Source organism: Pseudomonas sp. KH_040, assembly GCF_057839305.1.
Genome location: NZ_CM174487.1, coordinates 6,120,016 through 6,137,872, shown reverse-complemented (window position 1 = coordinate 6,137,872; position 17,857 = coordinate 6,120,016). Strand labels below are relative to the sequence as shown.

The following is a 17,857-nucleotide window of genomic DNA, read 5'->3' as shown; positions in this document are numbered from 1 at the left end:
CCTGAAAATACCGCTGTGAATCCATAATCGACGCGGTGTGGCAGGTCGATGTATGGCGCCAGACACCTCGGTCAGTTCCCTCTCCCTCTGGGAGAGGGCTAGGGTGAGGGGCTTTACAAGGCCGCCAACGCCCCTTGATACAGCACCGGCCCAGTCGGCTGCCCAGTTGGCGAACCACCTTTAGGTTCAAGACTTACCGCCAGCGCAATCGGTTTGCCGATCAAGGCTTTCTGCGCTTCACTCAACTCAACCTTGCCTTTGCCCCCCGCCGGAATCACACCCAGCGAAATCGGCTTGCCATCCGCCGGAATCGCCCACAACTCCAGGCTATGATCCGCATCAACCGCTGTCAGTGTCAGCGGTTCGACTTGCAGATAATCCGCATGCGCCTCGACCTTCAGCGCCGGTTGCGCATCAGCGGTCAGCAGCGTAGCGCGGTAGCGGGCATCGTCGCGGTTGTAGAGCGAGCCGAGGAAGACCAGCACCACGATCGAACACAGCGCAGCGGTAACCCGTAGCCAGTTCCAGAACGGTCGCTTCTCGGGCACATGCAGCACTTGCGGTTCGATTCGCGCGGTGATGCCATGCCAGACGCGATCGGGCACCGGAAGCTCCGGCAGAGATTCGGTGAGACTCACCAGTGTTTCCTGCCATTGCGCCAGTTCAGCTCGCAACACAGCGTCGTCCAGCAGCAATTGTTCAAACCGCCGCCGCGCAGGCGCAGCCATCAACCCGATCGCGTAATCGGCAGCAAGGGCGCGGCGCAGGACAGGGGTCTGGTAGTTCATGATTCGAGGCACCGGCGCAGACGTTCCATGCCACGGCGGATCCAGGATTTCACCGTTCCCAGTGGCGTGGCCAGGTGTTCGGCCAGTTCCGTGCACGACAATCCCTGAAAGTAGGCCACCGTGATCGACTGGCGCTGCATGCCGTCGAGGGTTTCAAGGCAGCGGTTCAGCGCGTTGGCCTCGCGGGCGCTGTTCAGTTGGTCGTGAGGCGAGGGGCTTTCGTCCGTCAGTGTGTCCTGTTCGAGATCGGTCAGCGGTCGGTCACGGTGTTTGCGCAATTGATCGATGGCCTGATTGCGGGTGATGTTGATCATCCAGGTCAGCGGCGCTGACAGGTGCGAGTCGTAGCGCGAGGCGTTGTTCCAGATGCGCACGAAGCTTTCCTGCAACACTTCCTCGGCCAGATCGGCGCGCCCCATGAAGCACAAAGCCACGCCGTGCAAGCGCGGGCCGACGCTGCGGTACAGCGTTTCGAAGGCGCGACGATCACCCAGTGAACACTGGGCCAACAACTGTCGCAGCTGATCGGCGTCGGCGATGGAAATGACAACTCTCCAGGCAAGAGTGAGCGCGCGAGGGCGAGACTCGGACTGTTCACAGGCTAGTTGAGCGACAGCGGTTGTGCCATTCATCGCGAGGGTGTCCGGGATTTCACGTTTTATATACGCGGCCCGGATGAAAATGGATGCGCCGCGCCGGAACATGCCGGCGGATACCCGGTCAAACCGGCAGTTTCACTGCCCGTTCAACGGGTGTTTTTCACAGCGCAAGAGGATGTCTGAATGAAGATTTCACGCGGTATTGCCTTGGCTTCACTGATGACCCTTGCTGCCAGCCCGGTGTTCGCCGGTTTCAGCCTGGACGACGTGACCAAGGCTGCTTCCAGCATGCAGGGCGGCAACGCGGCCACTGCCGCCGCGCCGACCTCGGAAACGGCTGGCCTGCTGCAAGCCGTCACCGGTCTGGGCGTTACCCCGCAGCAAGCCGTCGGCGGCACCAGCGCCATGCTGGGCCTGGCCAAAAACCAATTGAGCAGCACCGATTATTCGCAGTTGGCCAAAGAAGTGCCGGGCATCGACAAGCTGTCGGGCGGTAGCGGCAACCTGGCGGCGTTGAGTGGTTTGCTCGGTCAGTCCGGCAAATCCGCCGGCCTGGAAAATGCGCTGGGCAATGTCAAGGACACCAATGACCTGAACAACGCTTTCGGCGCGTTGGGCATGGACAGCGGCATGGTCGGCCAGTTTGCCCCGGTGCTGCTCAAGTATCTGGGTGACCAAGGCGTTGGTGGCCCGCTGCTGCAGAGTCTGGGCAGCATCTGGGGCGCCGGCACCGGTAGCTGATTCAGCCGCGCTCGCTGCGCAGTTCGGCGATGCGCTGATCCTTCTCGTTCCAGAGCTGGTTGACCCAGCTCTGGACCTTCTGGCGAAACGCCGGATCATTCTCGTAATCGCCTTGCCACAGCGCCGGGTCGAGTTCGCGGGTCTTGATGTCGATGATCACGCGCGGCACGTTGCCGCTGATCAAATCCCAGAACCCAGGGATTTTCGCTTGTGGATAAACCACGGTGACGTCGAGAATCGCGTCCAGCTGTTCACCCAGCGCCGCCAACACAAACGCCACGCCGCCGGCCTTGGGCTTGAGCAAGTGGCTGAACGGTGATTGTTGCTGCGCGCTTTTTGCCGCGGTGTAGCGCGTGCCTTCCAGATAATTCACCACGGTCACCGGCTGACGCTTGAACAGCTCGCAGGCCTGTCTGGTGATTTCCAGATCCTTGCCGGCCAGTTCCGGGTGCTTGGCCAGAAACGCTTTGGTGTAGCGCTTCATGAACGGGTAATCCAGCGCCCACCACGCCAGCCCCAGAAACGGCACCCAGATCAGCTCTTTCTTGAGGAAGAACTTGAAGAACGGCGTGCGCCGGTTGAGCGTCTGGATCAGCGCCGGAATATCGACCCACGACTGGTGGTTGCTGACCACCAGATACGAGGTGTCACCGCGCAGGTCTTCACCGCCGCGAATGTCCCACTGAGTGGGAATACACAAGCGGAAAATCAGCTTGTCGATCTCGGCCCAGGTCTCGGCGATCCACATCACCGCCCCCGACGCATAGTCGCGCCAGCGGCCCGGGGCGACCAGTTTGAGCAGAGCGAAAACCAGCAACGGCCCGATCAGAATCAGGGTGTTGAGCAACAGCAGCAGGGTGACGAAACAGCCGGTGAGCAGGCGGCGCATAAGCAACTCTTTGAAAACGGATGGGCGCGCCATGATAAGCAGCTTCGCGCGGCAGGCCAAATCACTGGTGACGAATGTTTCACTTTTGGGGCGGTATGCTGGTGCCAGATATTGTATTGAATGTGCTGGCCTCATCGCTGGCAAGCCAGCTCCCACAGGTTTCTCTGGTGTTCACGAGAATTGCATTCATTGAAGATCCTTGTGGGAGCTGGCTTGCCAGCGATGCGGTCTCACGGGCGAACGAATTGCTCGCCGGGTGTCTAAAATCTCGCGTCTGCCGCCCTCATTTTCCAAGGAAGCCCCTTACGTGAAATCCCTCCTTGCACTGTTTGCCCTCGTCGCCCTGCCGGTCATGGCCGCCGAGCCGACCCTGTACGGGCGCTATGAATACATCGCGCTGCCGGAAATCGGCGGTGAAGTGCTCAAGGCCAAGATGGACACCGGCGCACTGACCGCTTCGCTGTCGGCCAAGGACATCGAGACTTTCACCCGCGATGGCGATGAATGGGTACGGTTCCGCCTCGGCACCAAGGACGCCAGCAACAAGGTCTACGAACACAAGGTCGCGCGCATCAGCAAGATCAAGAGCCGTTCGGATGAAGAGGACGAGGGCGAAAGCACCGAAGTCGCCAAGCGCCCGGTGGTCGATCTGGAGCTGTGCCTGGGCAACGTCAAGCGTACCGTCGAGGTCAACCTGACCGACCGCAGCAACTTCAACTATCCGCTGCTGATCGGTGCCAAAGCCTTGCGCGAGTTTGGCGCTGCGGTAAACCCGGCGCGGCGCTTCACCGCCGACAAACCGGACTGCTGAGCCAAGTGGTCTCATTGACGTAAGGTCAGGCTTGGGGCACCGTTCGCGCACTTAACCCACGGGCTCGGACGCCATGCCTCATATCCTGATTGTCGAAGACGAAGCGGCGATTGCCGACACGCTGATTTTCGCCCTGCAAGGCGAGGGCTTTAGCACGACGTGGCTGAGCCTCGGCGCGGCGGCGCTGGAGCATCAGCGCCAGACCCCGGCCGATCTGATCATCCTCGACATCGGCCTGCCGGACATCAGCGGTTTCGAGACTTGCAAGCAGCTGCGGCGTTTCAGCGAGGTGCCGGTGCTGTTCCTCAGCGCCCGCGATGCCGAGATTGATCGCGTGGTGGGGCTGGAGATTGGCGCCGACGACTACGTGGTCAAGCCGTTCAGCCCTCGAGAGGTGGCGGCGCGGGTCAAGGCCATCCTCAAACGCATGGCGCCGCGTCCAGTGATTGAAGCCTCTTCGGCGCTGTTTCGCATCGATCCCGAGCGCGTACAAATCAGCTATCGCGGCCAGACGTTAAGCCTGACCCGCCACGAATTCCGCCTGTTGCAGTGCCTGCTCGAACAACCCGAGCGGGTGTTCAGTCGCGAACAACTGCTCGATGCGTTGGGCGTGGCGGCCGACGCCGGTTACGAGCGCAGCATCGACAGCCACATCAAAAGCGTGCGCGCCAAACTGCGTCTGGTGCGTGCCGACGCCGAGCCGATCCAGACCCATCGCGGCCTCGGTTACAGCTACAGCCCGGGGCACAGCTGATGTCACTGGGGCTGCGGATCTTTCTGGTGTACGTGCTGTTTGTCGGCCTGACCGGTTATTTCGTGCTCAACACGGTGATGGAAGAAATCCGCCCCGGCGTGCGCCAGTCCACCGAAGAAACCCTGGTCGATACCGCCAACCTGATGGCGGAAATCCTCCGTGACGATTTCAAGGCCGGCACCCTCAGCGAGAACCGCTGGCCCGAGCTGCTCCGCGCCTATGGCGAGCGCCAGCCGCAAGCGACCATTTGGGGCTTACCGAAAAATCAGGTCAACCACCGCATCTACGTGACTGATGCCAAGGGCATCGTCGTTCTCGATTCCAGTGGTGTAGCGGTCGGTCAGGATTACTCGCGCTGGAACGATGTCTATCTGACCCTGCGCGGTGAGTACGGCGCACGTTCGAGCCGCAGTGATCCGGATGACGCCAGTTCGTCAGTGATGCACGTCGGCGCGCCGATCCGCGACAACGGCAAGATCATCGGTGTGGTCACCGTGGCCAAGCCCAACAGCTCATTGCAGCCTTATGTCGATCGCACCGAACGGCGTTTGCTGTTTTACGGCGCGGGTTTGATCGGCCTCGGTCTGTTGTTCGGTGCTTTGCTCTCGTGGTGGCTGAGCCGCGCGCTGCATCGCTTGACCGGTTATGCCCAAGCGGTAAGTGAGGGCCGGCGGGTGGAAGTGCCGCATTACCGGGGTGGTGAACTGGAACAACTGGCTACCGCCGTGGAACAGATGCGCACGCAACTGGAAGGCAAGGCCTACGTCGAGCGTTATGTGCATACGCTGACCCATGAGCTGAAAAGTCCGCTGGCGGCGATTCGTGGAGCGGCGGAGTTGCTGCAAGGGGATATGTTGCCGGTTCAGCGCCTGCGCTTTGTCGGCAACATCGACAGCGAAAGTGCGCGGATGCAGCAGTTGATCGAACGGTTACTGAATCTGGCGCAGGTGGAGCAACGTCAGGGCCTTGAAGAACGGGTCGCTGTGCCGCTGGCGGCGCTGGTTGAGCAATTGCTGCAGGGGCAAGCGGCGCGGATCGAAGGCAAACAGTTGCGCATCGAACGGGCGATGGCAGCGGATCTGCTGTTGATTGGCGAGCCGTTTCTGTTGCGTCAGGCGCTGGGCAATCTGCTGGAGAATGCGCTGGATTTCACGCCGATTCAGGGGCTGCTGCGTTTCAGTGCCGAGCGGGTTGGCGAGCAGATCGAATTTCGATTGTTCAATGAAACGGCGCCGATTCCTGACTACGCCTTGCCGCGATTGACCGAGCGTTTCTACTCGTTGCCGCGTCCGGACAGTGGGCGAAAAAGCACGGGTTTGGGGCTTAACTTCGTTGAAGAAGTGGTCAAGTTGCATGGTGGGGCGATGCAGATTCGCAATGTCGAAAACGGTGTTGAAGTGATATTGCGCTTGCCTTGATACCGTCAAAAGATCGCAGCCTTCGGCAGCTCCTACATTGGATTGCGTACACCTGTAGGAGCTGCCGAAGGCTGCGATCTTTTGATCTTTCCACACAATCTCCATATTCCCCCCACATTCCCCTCATACAGCACCAGCAGACTCTGCCCATCCAAACAGGGAGAGTCCCATGAACAAGAATCTGACGATAAAGCTCGGCGCCATCGCCGTGCTCATCCTGCTGTTGCTGATCCCGTTGCTGATGATCGACGGCGTCATCGACGACCGCCAACAGCTGCGCGACGGCGTGCTCGAAGACATCGCCCGCAGCTCCAGCTACAGCCAGCAACTGAGCGGGCCGGTGATGGTGGTGCCGTATCGCAAAGTGATTCACAACTGGAAGACCAACGACAAGACCAACCAGCGCTACGACGAACCGAGCGAAGAGCGTGGTCGTTTGTACTTCCTGCCGGAGCGTTTCGAACTCGACGGCCAGGTGCAAACCGAACTGCGTGCGCGGGGTATTTATGAAGCGCGGCTGTTCCACGCCGACAACCGTATCAATGGCCATTTCTCATTGCCTGCACAGTTGGGCATCAAGGAAGACTTCAGCGACTACCAGTTCGATGCACCGTTTCTCGCGGTAGGTATCAGCGACATTCGCGGTATCGAAAATGCGCTGAAACTGGAACTTGACGGTCAGCGTCTGGACTTCGTGCCGGGCACCCAGGTCGGCTGGCTCGGCGAGGGTGTACGAGTGTCGCTGCCGTTGCTCGACACCAGCAAAACCACGGAACTGAGCTTCGGTTTCGATCTGCGCCTGCAAGGCACTGGTTCGTTGCAGGTGCTGCCGGTGGGCAAGAGCAGCAGCGTCAGCCTCACTGCGAATTGGCCGCATCCAAGTTTCATCGGCAATTTCCTGCCGGCCAAACGTGAGATCAACGATCAGGGTTTCAGCGCCGATTGGCAGACCACGTTTTTCTCCACCAACCTGCAAGACGCCATGAGCCGTTGCGTGAGCAGCAATGATTGCGAGGCGTTCAATGGTCGCAGTTTCGGTGTGAGCTTCATCGACCCGGTGGATCAGTACCTGAAGAGTGATCGGGCGATCAAATATGCGCTGCTGTTCATCGTCCTGACGTTCGCCGGTTTCTTTCTGTTCGAAGTGCTCAAGAGTCTGGCCGTGCACCCGGTGCAATACGCGCTGGTCGGTGTGGCGCTGGCGTTCTTTTATCTGTTGTTGCTGTCGCTGTCGGAGCACATTGGTTTCGCTCTGGCGTATCTGTTGTCGGCCAGTGCTTGCGTGCTGTTGATCGGGTTTTATGTCTGCCACGTGCTACGCAGTGTGCGTCACGGCTTGAGTTTTTCGGCGGGGCTGGCGGCGTTGTATGGCCTGCTCTATGGCTTGCTGAGCGCAGAGGATTACGCGTTGTTGATGGGCTCATTGTTGCTGTTCGGCCTGCTCGGTGTGTTCATGGTGCTGACGCGCAAACTGGATTGGTACGGGATCGGGCAGAAACCGGCGCAGCCGTTGGAGTTTGATGTCGGGGCGATGCAATGAGCCGGTCGCTGGGGTTGCGTGAGGATCAGTGCTGGAAGGATGAACTGGTGACGCGGATTATCGGGCTTTTGCCTGTGGAACCGAGTGGGTGCCATCGCTGGCAAGCCAGCTCCCACAATGAGTTCGGTGATGACATAAATCCCCGATCTACCACAAATCCTGTGGGAGCTGGCTTGCCAGCGAAGAGGCCGGAACAGGCGCCGCCGATTTAAGGCTTGGGCATCGTGGCGATCATGGACGGTCGCTGACTCACCTCAAAGTACCAGTTGGCCAGTTGCGGGTTGGCATCACGCCAGCCCAGGTCCGGGAAACGCAGATCGAGATAACCCAGCGCACACGCCACGCTGATCGCCGCGACATCGAAATGGCTGGTCAGCTCGGCAATGGCATCTTTTTCCAACACCGCGAGGGCACGGCGGATCTTGTCGCGCTGCGCTTCGAGCCATTCGTCCCAATGTTTTTCCGGCGCGCGCAGGACCATTTCATAACGCACCATCACCGACGCATCCATGATCCCGTCGGCCATCGATGCCAGGGTCAGACGCCGCCAGCGAGCCGCGCCTTCGCGGGGGATCAGCGGATTGCCGACGTGCTGCTGGTCGAGGTATTCGAGGATCACCCGGCTGTCATGGATGACGTTGCCGTCGGCCAGACGCAGGGCGGGAATCTTGCCCAGCGGGTTATCGACATTGAGTTCGGCGCTCGGGCTGACCGGGCTGAGCACACAGTCTTGCAAGGCGACGCGATCCTGCTGGCCGGTTTCGTGCAGCAACACCATCACTTTGCGCACAAACGGAGAGAGCGTGTTGTGGTACAGGGTCATGCTGGGGGCAGACATTGGCAAACCTCGGTAATCGTCGAAGAGCAGGTGGTTAGCCTAGTCAGAACCGCGATGGCTGGCGAGGGAATTTATGGTGCCCATCCGGCCGCCATCGCTGGCAAGCCAGCTCCCACAGGTTTTTGCAGTGAATACACATTTCAGGCCCAGCAGAGATCCTTGTGGGAGCTGGCTTGCCAGCGATGAGGCCATCACCGACAGCACAAAAACTACCTGCGCAGCAACAATCCCCTGATCGCCAGAAATGCCGGAACACCCAGCCCAACCCAGCTCAACACATCCCAAATCCCATCCCCCAGCAACGCCGCAAACAACCCCGCTGCACTCAGCAACGCAATCACGATCGGCGTGCTGAACACCTTCCAGAAATTCGACTGACGCGGCTTCATGCAGACGCCTCCGCCGTTTCCAGCAGGGGTTTGACCGCTTTGCGCCGCACCACCCACAGATAAACGCCACTGCCGAGCACAATGATCGTCAACACATCGAGCGTGGCCCAGAGGATTTTCATCGGCATGCCGCCGTAATCACCAAAGTGCAACGGCTGCGACATGCCCATGGCGTCCATGTACCACGGACGTTCGGCCACGGCGGTGACCTGCAGCGTGGTGGCATCGATCAGCACCGGCGTCAGCAGATGCGAGGTCAGGTGCGTGCCGCCCTTCATGAACACCGAGTAATGGTGTTCGCTGGAAAAGCGTGTGCCGGGAAAGGCAATGAAGTCCGGTTTCATCTCCGGCGCAACTTCAGCAGCGATATCGAGCAAACGCGTGGCCGGCGCCAAGTGGGTCAGCGGTGGCGCATCGCGGTAAGGTTCGATCAGCGCAGTCAGTGCATCGTTGCGCCAAGCGGCGATCAGCAGGTCGGCGCAGGCGCTGATCACACCGGTCACGCCGACCACCAACGCCCAGGTCAGGGTGACCACGCCAATCAGGTTATGCAGGTCGAGCCAGCGCAGCCGTGTCGACTTGTCCTGACGCACCGTGCCGAACTTCAAACGGCGCATGAACGGCAGGTACAGCACCGTTCCGGACACGATGGCCACGACAAACAACAAGCCCATAAACGCCAGCAGCAATTTGCCCGGCAGCCCGGCGAACATGTCGACGTGCAGGCGCAGGATAAACAGCATCAAGCCGCCATTGGCCGATGGGGTTTCCAGCGCTTCACCGGTACGTGCGTCGAGCATGAAGGTGTGCGAGGAGTTCGGCTCGGTGCCGGCGGTTTTCGCCATGATCGTCAGTACGGCATTCGGCTCATCGTCATCGAAACCGAAGTACTGCACGACTTCATCGGGACGATGTTTTTCTGCGGCCTCGACCAACTGCGCCAGATTCAGCCGCGGCGTGTCGGCCGGCATCTCGCGTACTTCGGGTGCATCGCCGAGCAGATGTTCGATCTCGTGATGGAAAATCAGCGGCAGACCGGTCAAGGCCAGCATCAGCAAAAACACCGTACAGACCAGGCTGGTCCAGGTGTGGATGAACGACCAGCGACGAATTGTTTTACTTTTCATTTCATGACCTTCAAAAACACCAAAGCCGTCCACGAAGGACGGCCTGGTCACAGGGCCTGTTTCAGCTCAGTTGCTTACCACTTGTAAGTGGCGCTGGCGACGACACTGCGCGTGTCGCCGTAGTAGCAGTAGAAGCTGTCGCAGGTGGAAATGTATTCCTTGTCGAACAGGTTGGTTGCGTTGACCGCCAGCGACGCGCCTTTGAGGCTGTTGTCCAGACGGCCGAGGTCGTAATGCACACTTGCGTCGAACACGGTGTAGGCGTCCGCTTTGCCCAGCCAGGTATTGGCCTTGTCGCCGTAGGTGTTGCCGGTGTAACGCACGCCACCGCCAATGCCGAAGCCGTCGAGGACGCCGGCGTGCCAGGTGTAATCGGTCCACAGCGACGCTTGCTGGTTCGGCATCAGTTGCAGGCGATTGCCCTTGTCGACGCCATTCTGCACTTCGGATTTGGCCAGGGTGTAGGCAGCGATGACTTTCAGGTTGTCGGTGACGTCGGAAACCGCTTCCAGCTCGAGGCCTTTGACTTTCACTTCGCCGGTCTGACTGGTGATCGACACGTTGTTGACGAAGGTGTTAACCGAGACGTTCTTCTGGGTGAGGTCGTACACGGCGGCGGTCAGCAGGGTTTTGCTGCCCGGTGGCTGGTACTTGATGCCCAGTTCCCACTGCTTGCCTTCGGTCGGTTTGAGCGAACCGGTCGAGGTGGCGTCGGCGCCCGTGGTCGGCTGGAAGGATTCGGCGTACGACAGGTACGGCACGAAACCGTTGTCGAAGACATAACTGAGCGCTGCGTTGCCGCTGAAGGCCTTGTCACGCTGGGTGTTGGTGGCATCGCCCTTGTTGATGAACTTTGTGCTGGTGTGCACCCAGTCTTCACGGCCGCCGAGGGTCAGGCGCCACTGGTCGAGGGCCATCTGGTCCTGGATGTACAGGCCGGTCTGGTAGGTTTTCTGGTCGTAATCGTAAAACGCCGTGGAGCGCGCTGGACGTACGATTGGCTGGCCGTAGATCGGTGTGATCACGTTGGTGGTCAAACCGTCGCCGAAGATCGAGGTGTAGTTGGTGTTGCTGCGCTGATGATCCAGGCCCAGCAGCAGGGTGTGGCGGATGTCGCCGGTGGCGAAGTCGGCCTGGAAGTTGTTGTCCACGGCGAACTGACTGATGTCTTCTTCGACGCTGGTGCTGGTGCGCCCGACGTTGCCTTGATCATCCACTTCGGTGAACGGGTAGGAACCCGGCGTCAGCGACTGGAACGACAGATCCGACTTGGTGTAGCGCAGGTTCTGCTTGAACTGCCAGACATCGTTCAGACGATGTTCGAAGGCGTAGCCCAGCGCGTAGTAGGTGCGATCGTAATATTCCCAGTCCGGATCACCCAGATTCTTGTGGTGGGAGATATCGCCGAACGGTGACTTGATCTTGGTGCCCTGCACCGGCAGGAACTGGCTGGTGATGCCGGTATCGTCGCGGGTGAACTGGCTCAGCAGGGTGAGCTTGGTGTCGTCGTCGATGTTCCAGGTCAGGCTCGGCGCGATGTTGTAGCGCTTGTTGTCGACGTGATCGACCTGCGTGCCGCTGTCGCGCACCACACCGCTGAGGCCATAGAGAAACTGGCCGGCGTCATCGATCTTGCCGGTGCTGGCGAAGTTGATCTGACGGTGGTTGTCGCTGCCGTACTGCAGCTGGATTTCGTTGCTGGCTTCGGCGCTTGGACGACGGCTGACCATGTCCAGCAAACCGCCCGGCGGGGTCTGGCCGTAAACCGAGGAGGCTGGGCCGCGCAGCAGGGCGAGGCGATCGAGGTTCCAGGTTTCCTGTTTCGGGTTGGCGTACACGCCTTTCGGCAGCGGCAGGCCATCGAGGAACTGGGTCGGTTCGAAACCGCGCACACGCAGCCAGTCGGCGCGGGTATCGCTGCCATAGCTGCTGGCGGTGATGCCCGGCATGTAGCGCACAGCATCGTCGAGGCTGTGCACGCTACGGTCGTCCATTTGCTGGCGAGTCGCGACGGAGATCGAACGCGGCGCTTCGACCAGTGCGGTGTCGGTCTTGCTGCCAGCGGCGGTACGGGTGGCGGTGTAGCCTTCGACCGGGCCCCAAGCGCTTTCGAAGTTTTCCACACCGATAACCGATGTTTCCGGCAGGGCCAACGTCCCTTCAGGCACGGCGACCAGCGTGTAGGTGCCGGTGCTGCTTTGTTCCAGTTGCAGACCGGTGCCACGCAGGGCCGCGCGCAAGGCACCGGCCGCGTCGTATTGGCCGTTCACCGGTGCCGAGGTCTTGCCTGCGGCCAGCGACGGATTCAGCGACAGCGCGATGCCGCCCTGGCTGGCGATCTGGTTCAAGGTGGTCGACAGTGGCGCCGCCGGCAGATTGTAGGCGCGCACGCTGGACGCTTGTTCAGCGGCGAGCAACGGACTGCTGATCAGCGGCGCGCTGAGCGCGATAGCGACGGCCAGCAGACTGGGGCGCAACAAGGTGTCTAGCGAACGGGACATACGGCGGCTCCTGAATGGAAATATTTCTCAATTGCCTGTGTGCCGGATGAAAAGCGAAAAGTGATAGGGCTGGATGAAAATAATTTCGATTAACTGAAAGTGGAGGCTGTAGGGGCCTCATCGCTGGCAAGCCAGCTCCCACAGGTTTCAGTGCTGTTCACAAAATTGCTGCTCACCGCAGCTCCCTGTGGGAGCTGGCTTGCCAGCGATGGCGGCCGCTCAGACACCGCATTACTCAGGCTTGATATCGGCCTTCGCGACAGTGACCCAATACGGCGTATGCCGCTCGATCTGCACCGGCAAAGTCGGCAGCAATGCGCTCAGGGCCTTATCGGTGTCATGCAGCGGAAAGCTGCCAGTGATGCGCAGGTCCGCAACTTCCGGCGCCACGCCCAGATGCCCACGACGATAACGCCCCAGTTCATGCACCAGATCGCCAAGGCGCGCGTTATCCACCACCAACATGCCACGCGTCCAGGCATCCGCGCCGGGATTGAGCGCGACGATCGAACCCAATCCATCACTGCGCAGCAGCACTTGCTGGCCTTCATGGAGAATTTGCTCTTCAGGATTGGATTGCGGGTGCGCCGCGACCGCCGACTGCAACACGCTCAGGCGCGTGCCTTCGTCTTCACGCTTGACCAGAAACCGCGTACCCAAGGCGCGCATGCTGCCTTCGCGGGTTTCGACGATAAAGGGACGCGCATCGCCATGACCGGTCTCGACGAGAATTTCGCCTTCCTGCAACACGATCAATCGGCGCTTGTCATCGAACCGCACATCCACCGCACTGTGGGTGTTCAGATTCAGCACCGTGCCGTCAGCCAGACGCATGGTGCGCTGTTCACCAGTCGCAGTGCGTTGATCGGCAAGCCAGTAATCCAGCGGCAGAAACCGTTCACTGGCGAACAACCCCAAACCAACAATCACTACAACGCTGGCCAACCCACTGCCAAGCTTGCGCACGCGCCGGCGAATGCCTTCGCGCGACTGTAGCAAGGCACTGCGTGCCGGGCCTTTAGCCACGCTGAAACGCTGATCGAGCATGCCCAGTTGTCGCCACGCCCGGGCGTGTTCTTCATGGGCCGCATGCCATTTGGCAAACTCCTCGCGCTCTAGCGGGCTGCTCGAGTCGAGGGTCAGTTGCCAGGCAATCGCCGCGTCCAGGACATGCGCCGGTACGGGGCTGGAACTGGCCGGACTCATGTCGGCTCACCGTACAGGGCGATGTAGCACTGACGAATGCCTTGCGCCAGATACTGACGCACACGCGGCACCGAGACGCCGAGCTTGTCGGCGATCTCGGCATGGCTGAGCCCGTCGAGGCGGTTATAAAGGAAGGCGGCACGGGCCTTGGTCGACAGTTTGCCGAGCAAGCGGTCGATGGCTTTGAGGTCTTCGAGGATCATTTGCTGTTCTTCCACCGACGGTTGCTCGCCTTCGGGGATCAGCATCAATTCGGTGAGGTAGGCCTGCTCCAGCGCTGCGCGGCGGAAGTAGTCGAACAGCAGGCCTTTGGCGATCGCCACCAGAAAGGCCCGCGGCTCGCGCGGTGTCAGCATTTCGTTGCGACCGAGCAGGCGCACAAAGGTGTCCTGACTCAGGTCCTCGGCACGCTCTGGACACGCCACATTGCGTCGCAGCCAGGCCAGCAGCCAACCACGATGGTCGCGATACATCGCACCGACGAGCTCACTGTGAGGGCTTGGGACTGACGACACCGGACATCACCGATTGGGAAATGTTAACTAACGCGAATTGTTCGCGATTGTGGCAGAGGTGGGAATGGTTAGCAATTGGCCACTGGTCAGGTGGGCATGTAAAGGCAGACCCCCTCACCCTAGCCCTCTCCCAGGGGGAGAGGGGACCGATTGGGGGATATTCAGGAGATACACTGATCTGAACGATTTTCAGTGAATCCACAATCAACTCGGTCTTTCAGGTCGATGAAAAGCCCGAGACACCTCGGTCGGCTCCCTCTCCCTCTGGGAGAGGGCTGGGGTGAGGGCGATGGATCTTGGACTCGACTCAACTTCAGAGCGAAGGCGCCTGCTGCCGCCGCTTCCACTGACTCAACCGCTGCTGCAAATTCAACGGACTGTGAATCTGCTGCCCCCGCGCCCGGCTGAACAGAATCAGCGCCAGTTCCGCCGTCGCCAGCGCATCGGCACTCGCGTTATGCCGCTCGAACACCTCAAGCTTGAACCAGTCGATCCACTCATCCAGCCCGGCCTCACGAATGTGCGCCTGCGGACACACCAGCGGTGCAATGTCGGCGACATCAAGAAACACCTGCTGCAACTTGTGCCCCAGATGCTCCTTCAACGCGCGCCCGAGCATGTGCTGATCAAACGGCGCATGAAACGCCAATACCGGGCTGTCGCCGATAAATTCCATGAGTTCGAGCAACGCCTCGGCCGGCTCACTGCCCGCCGCAATCGCATTCGGCCCCAACCCGTGAATCAACACGCTGGGGCTGAGCTTCAATTCGCGACATTGCAACGTGCGTTCGAACTGCTGACTGAAATCGATCGCGCCGTCCTCGATCACCACCGCGCCAATCGACAACACTCGGTCTTTGCTCAGATTCAGCCCGGTAGTTTCAAGATCCAGCACCACCCAGCGCTGTTCGCGCAGTGTGCATTCGCTGAGCTGTGTAATCGTTGGCAACTGAGCCAGACGCTGCTGGAAATCCACCGGCACCACCGCACTCGCCGGGCGCAGCCACGAAAACAGGCTCATAGCTGATACCGCAAGGTCAGGCTGCTTTGCAGGCGCTGCGCCTGACGCAAGGATTCACGCAGGATGCGCCGGTCCAGGTGATTGAGGCTGTCGGGGTCTACGCGGTTGGAATAGGGCAGATTCTCGCGGGTCTGCAACTGATGCTGCTGCATGCGCGTTTGCTGAATGAAGTGATACGCCTCTTCATACGCCGCGCCGTCCAGCCGTTCGATCACTTCTTTCTCGACCAACTGACGGAAGCGTTCGAGGGTGTTGTTGGCGTCGATACCGTTAGCCAGCGCGAGCAGTCGCGCGCCATCCACGAATGGCGTCAGCCCCTGCACCTTCAGATCCAGCGTGGCTTTCTCGCCATTCTTGCGCGCCAGCACAAACTCGCGGAAACGTCCCACCGGTGGACGGTTGCGCAGGGCGTTCTCGGCCATCATGCGCTGGAACAAACGGTTGTCGCCGACTTGGTCAAGAATGCCCCGGCGCAACTGTTCGCAGCTTTTTTCATCGCCCCAGACCACGCGCAGATCGAAATAGATGCTCGACCCAAGAAGATTTTCCGGCGTCGCCTCGCGAATGAACGCCGCAAAACGCCGCGCCCATTCTGCCCGCGACAGACACAGCTCGGGGTTGCCGGCCATGATGTTGCCCTTGCACAGGGTGAAACCGCACAGCGCCAGACTCTGGTTGATCTGCTGGGCAATCGGCAGCAACTTGCCGCGAATCTCTGCCGCATGTGCTGCGTCCCGCGCGTCGAACAGAATGCCGTTGTCCTGATCGGTGTGCAGCGTCTGCTCGCGGCGACCTTCGCTGCCGAAACACAGCCAACTGAACGGCACGCCAGGATCGCCTTTTTCGGCGAGGGTCAGTTCGATGACGCGGCACACGGTGTGGTCGTTGAGCAGGGTGATGATGTGGGTGATCTGCGTCGAGGACGCACCGTGGGCGAGCATGCGTTCGACCAGTTGGCCGATCTCGCCGCGCAGGCTCACCAGTTGTTCGACGCGCTGGGCGCTGCGAATCGTCCGCGCCAGATGCACCAGATCGACCCGTTGCAGGGAAAACAGATCGCGCTCGGAGACCACGCCGCACAGGCGCTGATCCTTGACCAGGCAGACATGCGCGATGTGCCGTTCGGTCATGGCAATCGCCGCATCGAACGCACTGTGATCCGGCGAAAGATAAAAGGGCGAAGGCGTCATGTGGCGCTCGATGGTTTCGCCGAAATCGCCAATACCGGCGGCCACCACATGACGCAGATCGCGCAGGGTGAAAATGCCCAACGGCGCCTTGTGTTCATCCACCGCAACGATGCTGCCGACCTGCTGCTCGTGCATCAACTTCACCGCTTCGCGCAATGGCGTGTCCGGGCCGCAGGTCACCGGGTGACGCATCGCCAGTTCGCCGAGTCGGGTGTTCAGCGAGTACTGCGTGCCGAGGGTTTCCACGGCTTTTTGCTGCACTTGCTGATTGACCTGATCAAGCAGGCTGCTGACCCCGCGCAAGGCGAAATCACGGAAGGCGTTGGACAGGGCGAACAGTTTGATGAACGCCAGTTTGTTCAGTTGCAGGCAGAACGTATCTTCGCCGGCCAGGTGTTCGGTGCGCGTCGCGCGTTCACCGAGCAGTGCGGCCAACGGAAAACATTCGCCGGTGGTGATTTCAAACGTGGTCTCGGTGCCGGGTTTGGTGATGTGCTGACGTTCGCCAACCACCCGACCTTGTTTGACGATATAGAAATGTTCGACCGGGCCGTCGGCGGGTTTGATGATGCTCTCGCCCTGGCCGTAGAAACGCAGCTGACATTGCTCCACCAGATAAGCCAGGTGGGCGTGTTCCATCTGATTGAAGGGCGGGAAGCGCTGAAGGAATTGCAGGGTGCCCTGAATGTTCTGCAATACCGCGGTTTTCCCTGCCTGGGTGAAGGCGTCCGCTTTACTCATAACCATTACCGCAGTCTTTTCGAATTGTTGTTGTCGGATCGTTCTGGCCATGGTCGACCCCTGCGGGCGGGGTGCCCATTGGACGTAAGTCTAGGTTTTGCCACCATTGGCGCAGTTTCGGAGATGCCCTACGCAAACAGTCGGAAATTCCCTGGTTTGCCCCCTTGGAAAAAAATCCGACGAAGTGCACATTGAAGCTCTGCCCAGCGATGTCTGACCACTTGCCAAGGGACTGTTTTGAATATTTAGAGAGCGCCATGTCCGACCACGATATTTTGAGCGATGCCGAGCGAGAAGCGCTCAGTGCAGTCATGCTCGAACCTGACCTGCCACCTCAGCGTGTATTGATCGTTGATGACGACAAGGACGCCCGGGAGCTGTTGTCGGAGATTCTCGCGTTGGATGGCATTCGTTGCATGACCGCAGCCAGTGGCGAGACGGCGCTGAAGATGCTCGAAGAAAAGCCTTCGATCGGGCTGGTGATCACGGATCTGCGCATGGGCAATGTCGACGGCCTCGAGCTGATCCGTCAGGTGCGTGAGTCGGTGAGGGCAGCGATGCCGATCATCATCGTGTCCGGCGATGCTGATGTGAAAGACGCGATTGCGGCGATGCATTTGAGCGTGGTGGATTTTTTGCTCAAGCCGATTGATACGGGCAAGTTGCTCGGTCTGGTCAAACACGAATTGGGTATCGACCCCTGAGAGCCCCTCACCCTAACCCTCCCGAAACGTCGGACCGCCCAGAGGGAGAGGGGACTGAGCGCGGTGAATGTGCAAGGTACACCGA

The 17,857-nt window shown here is 60.2% G+C and carries 17 protein-coding genes; 6 read left to right on the top strand and 11 right to left on the bottom strand.

The window, feature by feature from the left end; genetic code table 11:
- Positions 1–113 precede the first annotated feature (113 nt).
- Positions 114–788 carry an anti-sigma factor gene (locus AC3IUF_RS27410; RefSeq protein ID WP_489279787.1) on the bottom strand — a complete coding sequence of 225 codons (675 nt, stop codon included), beginning with the start codon at positions 786–788 and terminating at the stop codon, positions 114–116.
- On the bottom strand, positions 785–1,420 hold the full coding sequence (locus AC3IUF_RS27405; RefSeq protein ID WP_489279786.1) for an RNA polymerase sigma factor: 636 nt from the start codon (positions 1,418–1,420) through the stop codon (positions 785–787). Before AC3IUF_RS27405 ends, AC3IUF_RS27410 begins: the two co-directional genes overlap by 4 nt.
- A 150-nt stretch (positions 1,421–1,570) precedes the next feature.
- Here AC3IUF_RS27405 and AC3IUF_RS27400 point away from each other — a divergent pair, with 150 nt between their 5' ends.
- On the top strand, positions 1,571–2,128 hold the full coding sequence (locus AC3IUF_RS27400; protein ID WP_007909995.1) for a DUF2780 domain-containing protein: 558 nt from the start codon (positions 1,571–1,573) through the stop codon (positions 2,126–2,128).
- A 1-nt stretch (position 2,129) separates the two neighbouring features.
- On the opposite strand, the gene yihG is transcribed toward AC3IUF_RS27400, so the two are convergent.
- A complete protein-coding gene (gene yihG / locus AC3IUF_RS27395; protein WP_489279785.1) occupies positions 2,130–3,017 on the bottom strand; it encodes a 1-acylglycerol-3-phosphate O-acyltransferase, YihG family in 888 nt (295 codons plus the stop codon).
- A gap of 307 nt (positions 3,018–3,324) precedes the next feature.
- Between yihG and rloA2 the strand changes: the two genes are divergently transcribed.
- From rloA2 to creD, 4 genes are all read left to right on the top strand, one after another.
- Positions 3,325–3,828: a retropepsin-like aspartic peptidase RloA2 gene (gene rloA2, locus AC3IUF_RS27390; protein WP_007909997.1), complete on the top strand. Its 504-nt coding sequence runs from the start codon at positions 3,325–3,327 to the stop codon at positions 3,826–3,828.
- Positions 3,829–3,901: 73 nt separating this feature from the next.
- A complete protein-coding gene (gene creB / locus AC3IUF_RS27385; RefSeq protein WP_042704954.1) occupies positions 3,902–4,582 on the top strand; it encodes a two-component system response regulator CreB in 681 nt (226 codons plus the stop codon).
- Positions 4,582–6,000, top strand: a complete 1,419-nt coding sequence (gene creC, locus AC3IUF_RS27380; protein WP_007910000.1) for a two-component system sensor histidine kinase CreC — start codon at positions 4,582–4,584, stop codon at positions 5,998–6,000. The genes creB and creC overlap by 1 nt, the downstream gene beginning before the upstream one ends.
- Positions 6,001–6,169: 169 nt before the next feature.
- Positions 6,170–7,540 carry a cell envelope integrity protein CreD gene (creD, locus tag AC3IUF_RS27375; RefSeq protein ID WP_007910002.1) on the top strand — a complete coding sequence of 457 codons (1,371 nt, stop codon included), beginning with the start codon at positions 6,170–6,172 and terminating at the stop codon, positions 7,538–7,540.
- Positions 7,541–7,748: 208 nt separating this feature from the next.
- On the opposite strand, the gene AC3IUF_RS27370 is transcribed toward creD, so the two are convergent.
- The 8 genes from AC3IUF_RS27370 to AC3IUF_RS27335 form a co-directional block, all read right to left on the bottom strand.
- Entirely contained in the window at positions 7,749–8,378 is a 630-nt protein-coding gene (locus tag AC3IUF_RS27370) for a glutathione S-transferase (RefSeq protein ID WP_007910004.1), read from the bottom strand.
- A gap of 209 nt (positions 8,379–8,587) precedes the next feature.
- The gene (locus AC3IUF_RS27365; RefSeq protein ID WP_007910007.1) at positions 8,588–8,767 is read right to left on the bottom strand and encodes a hypothetical protein; all 180 of its coding nucleotides are present in this window, start codon (positions 8,765–8,767) and stop codon (positions 8,588–8,590) included.
- Entirely contained in the window at positions 8,764–9,894 is a 1,131-nt protein-coding gene (locus AC3IUF_RS27360; protein ID WP_489279784.1) for a PepSY-associated TM helix domain-containing protein, read from the bottom strand. The genes AC3IUF_RS27365 and AC3IUF_RS27360 overlap by 4 nt, the downstream gene beginning before the upstream one ends.
- Positions 9,895–9,968: 74 nt before the next feature.
- On the bottom strand, positions 9,969–12,395 hold the full coding sequence (locus AC3IUF_RS27355) for a TonB-dependent siderophore receptor (RefSeq protein WP_007910011.1): 2,427 nt from the start codon (positions 12,393–12,395) through the stop codon (positions 9,969–9,971).
- A gap of 231 nt (positions 12,396–12,626) precedes the next feature.
- Entirely contained in the window at positions 12,627–13,601 is a 975-nt protein-coding gene (locus AC3IUF_RS27350; protein WP_489279783.1) for a FecR domain-containing protein, read from the bottom strand.
- The gene (locus AC3IUF_RS27345) at positions 13,598–14,074 is read right to left on the bottom strand and encodes an RNA polymerase sigma factor (RefSeq protein ID WP_007910013.1); all 477 of its coding nucleotides are present in this window, start codon (positions 14,072–14,074) and stop codon (positions 13,598–13,600) included. The genes AC3IUF_RS27350 and AC3IUF_RS27345 overlap by 4 nt, the downstream gene beginning before the upstream one ends.
- A gap of 355 nt (positions 14,075–14,429) precedes the next feature.
- Positions 14,430–15,137 carry a 3'-5' exonuclease gene (locus AC3IUF_RS27340; protein ID WP_489279781.1) on the bottom strand — a complete coding sequence of 236 codons (708 nt, stop codon included), beginning with the start codon at positions 15,135–15,137 and terminating at the stop codon, positions 14,430–14,432.
- Complete coding sequence (locus AC3IUF_RS27335) at positions 15,134–17,068, bottom strand: putative nucleotidyltransferase substrate binding domain-containing protein (RefSeq protein WP_489279780.1); 1,935 nt, start codon at positions 17,066–17,068, stop codon at positions 15,134–15,136. Before AC3IUF_RS27335 ends, AC3IUF_RS27340 begins: the two co-directional genes overlap by 4 nt.
- A gap of 257 nt (positions 17,069–17,325) precedes the next feature.
- On the opposite strand from AC3IUF_RS27335, the gene AC3IUF_RS27330 reads away from it, so the two are divergent.
- Complete coding sequence (locus AC3IUF_RS27330; protein ID WP_414915570.1) at positions 17,326–17,772, top strand: response regulator; 447 nt, start codon at positions 17,326–17,328, stop codon at positions 17,770–17,772.
- Positions 17,773–17,857: the final 85 nt, after the last annotated feature.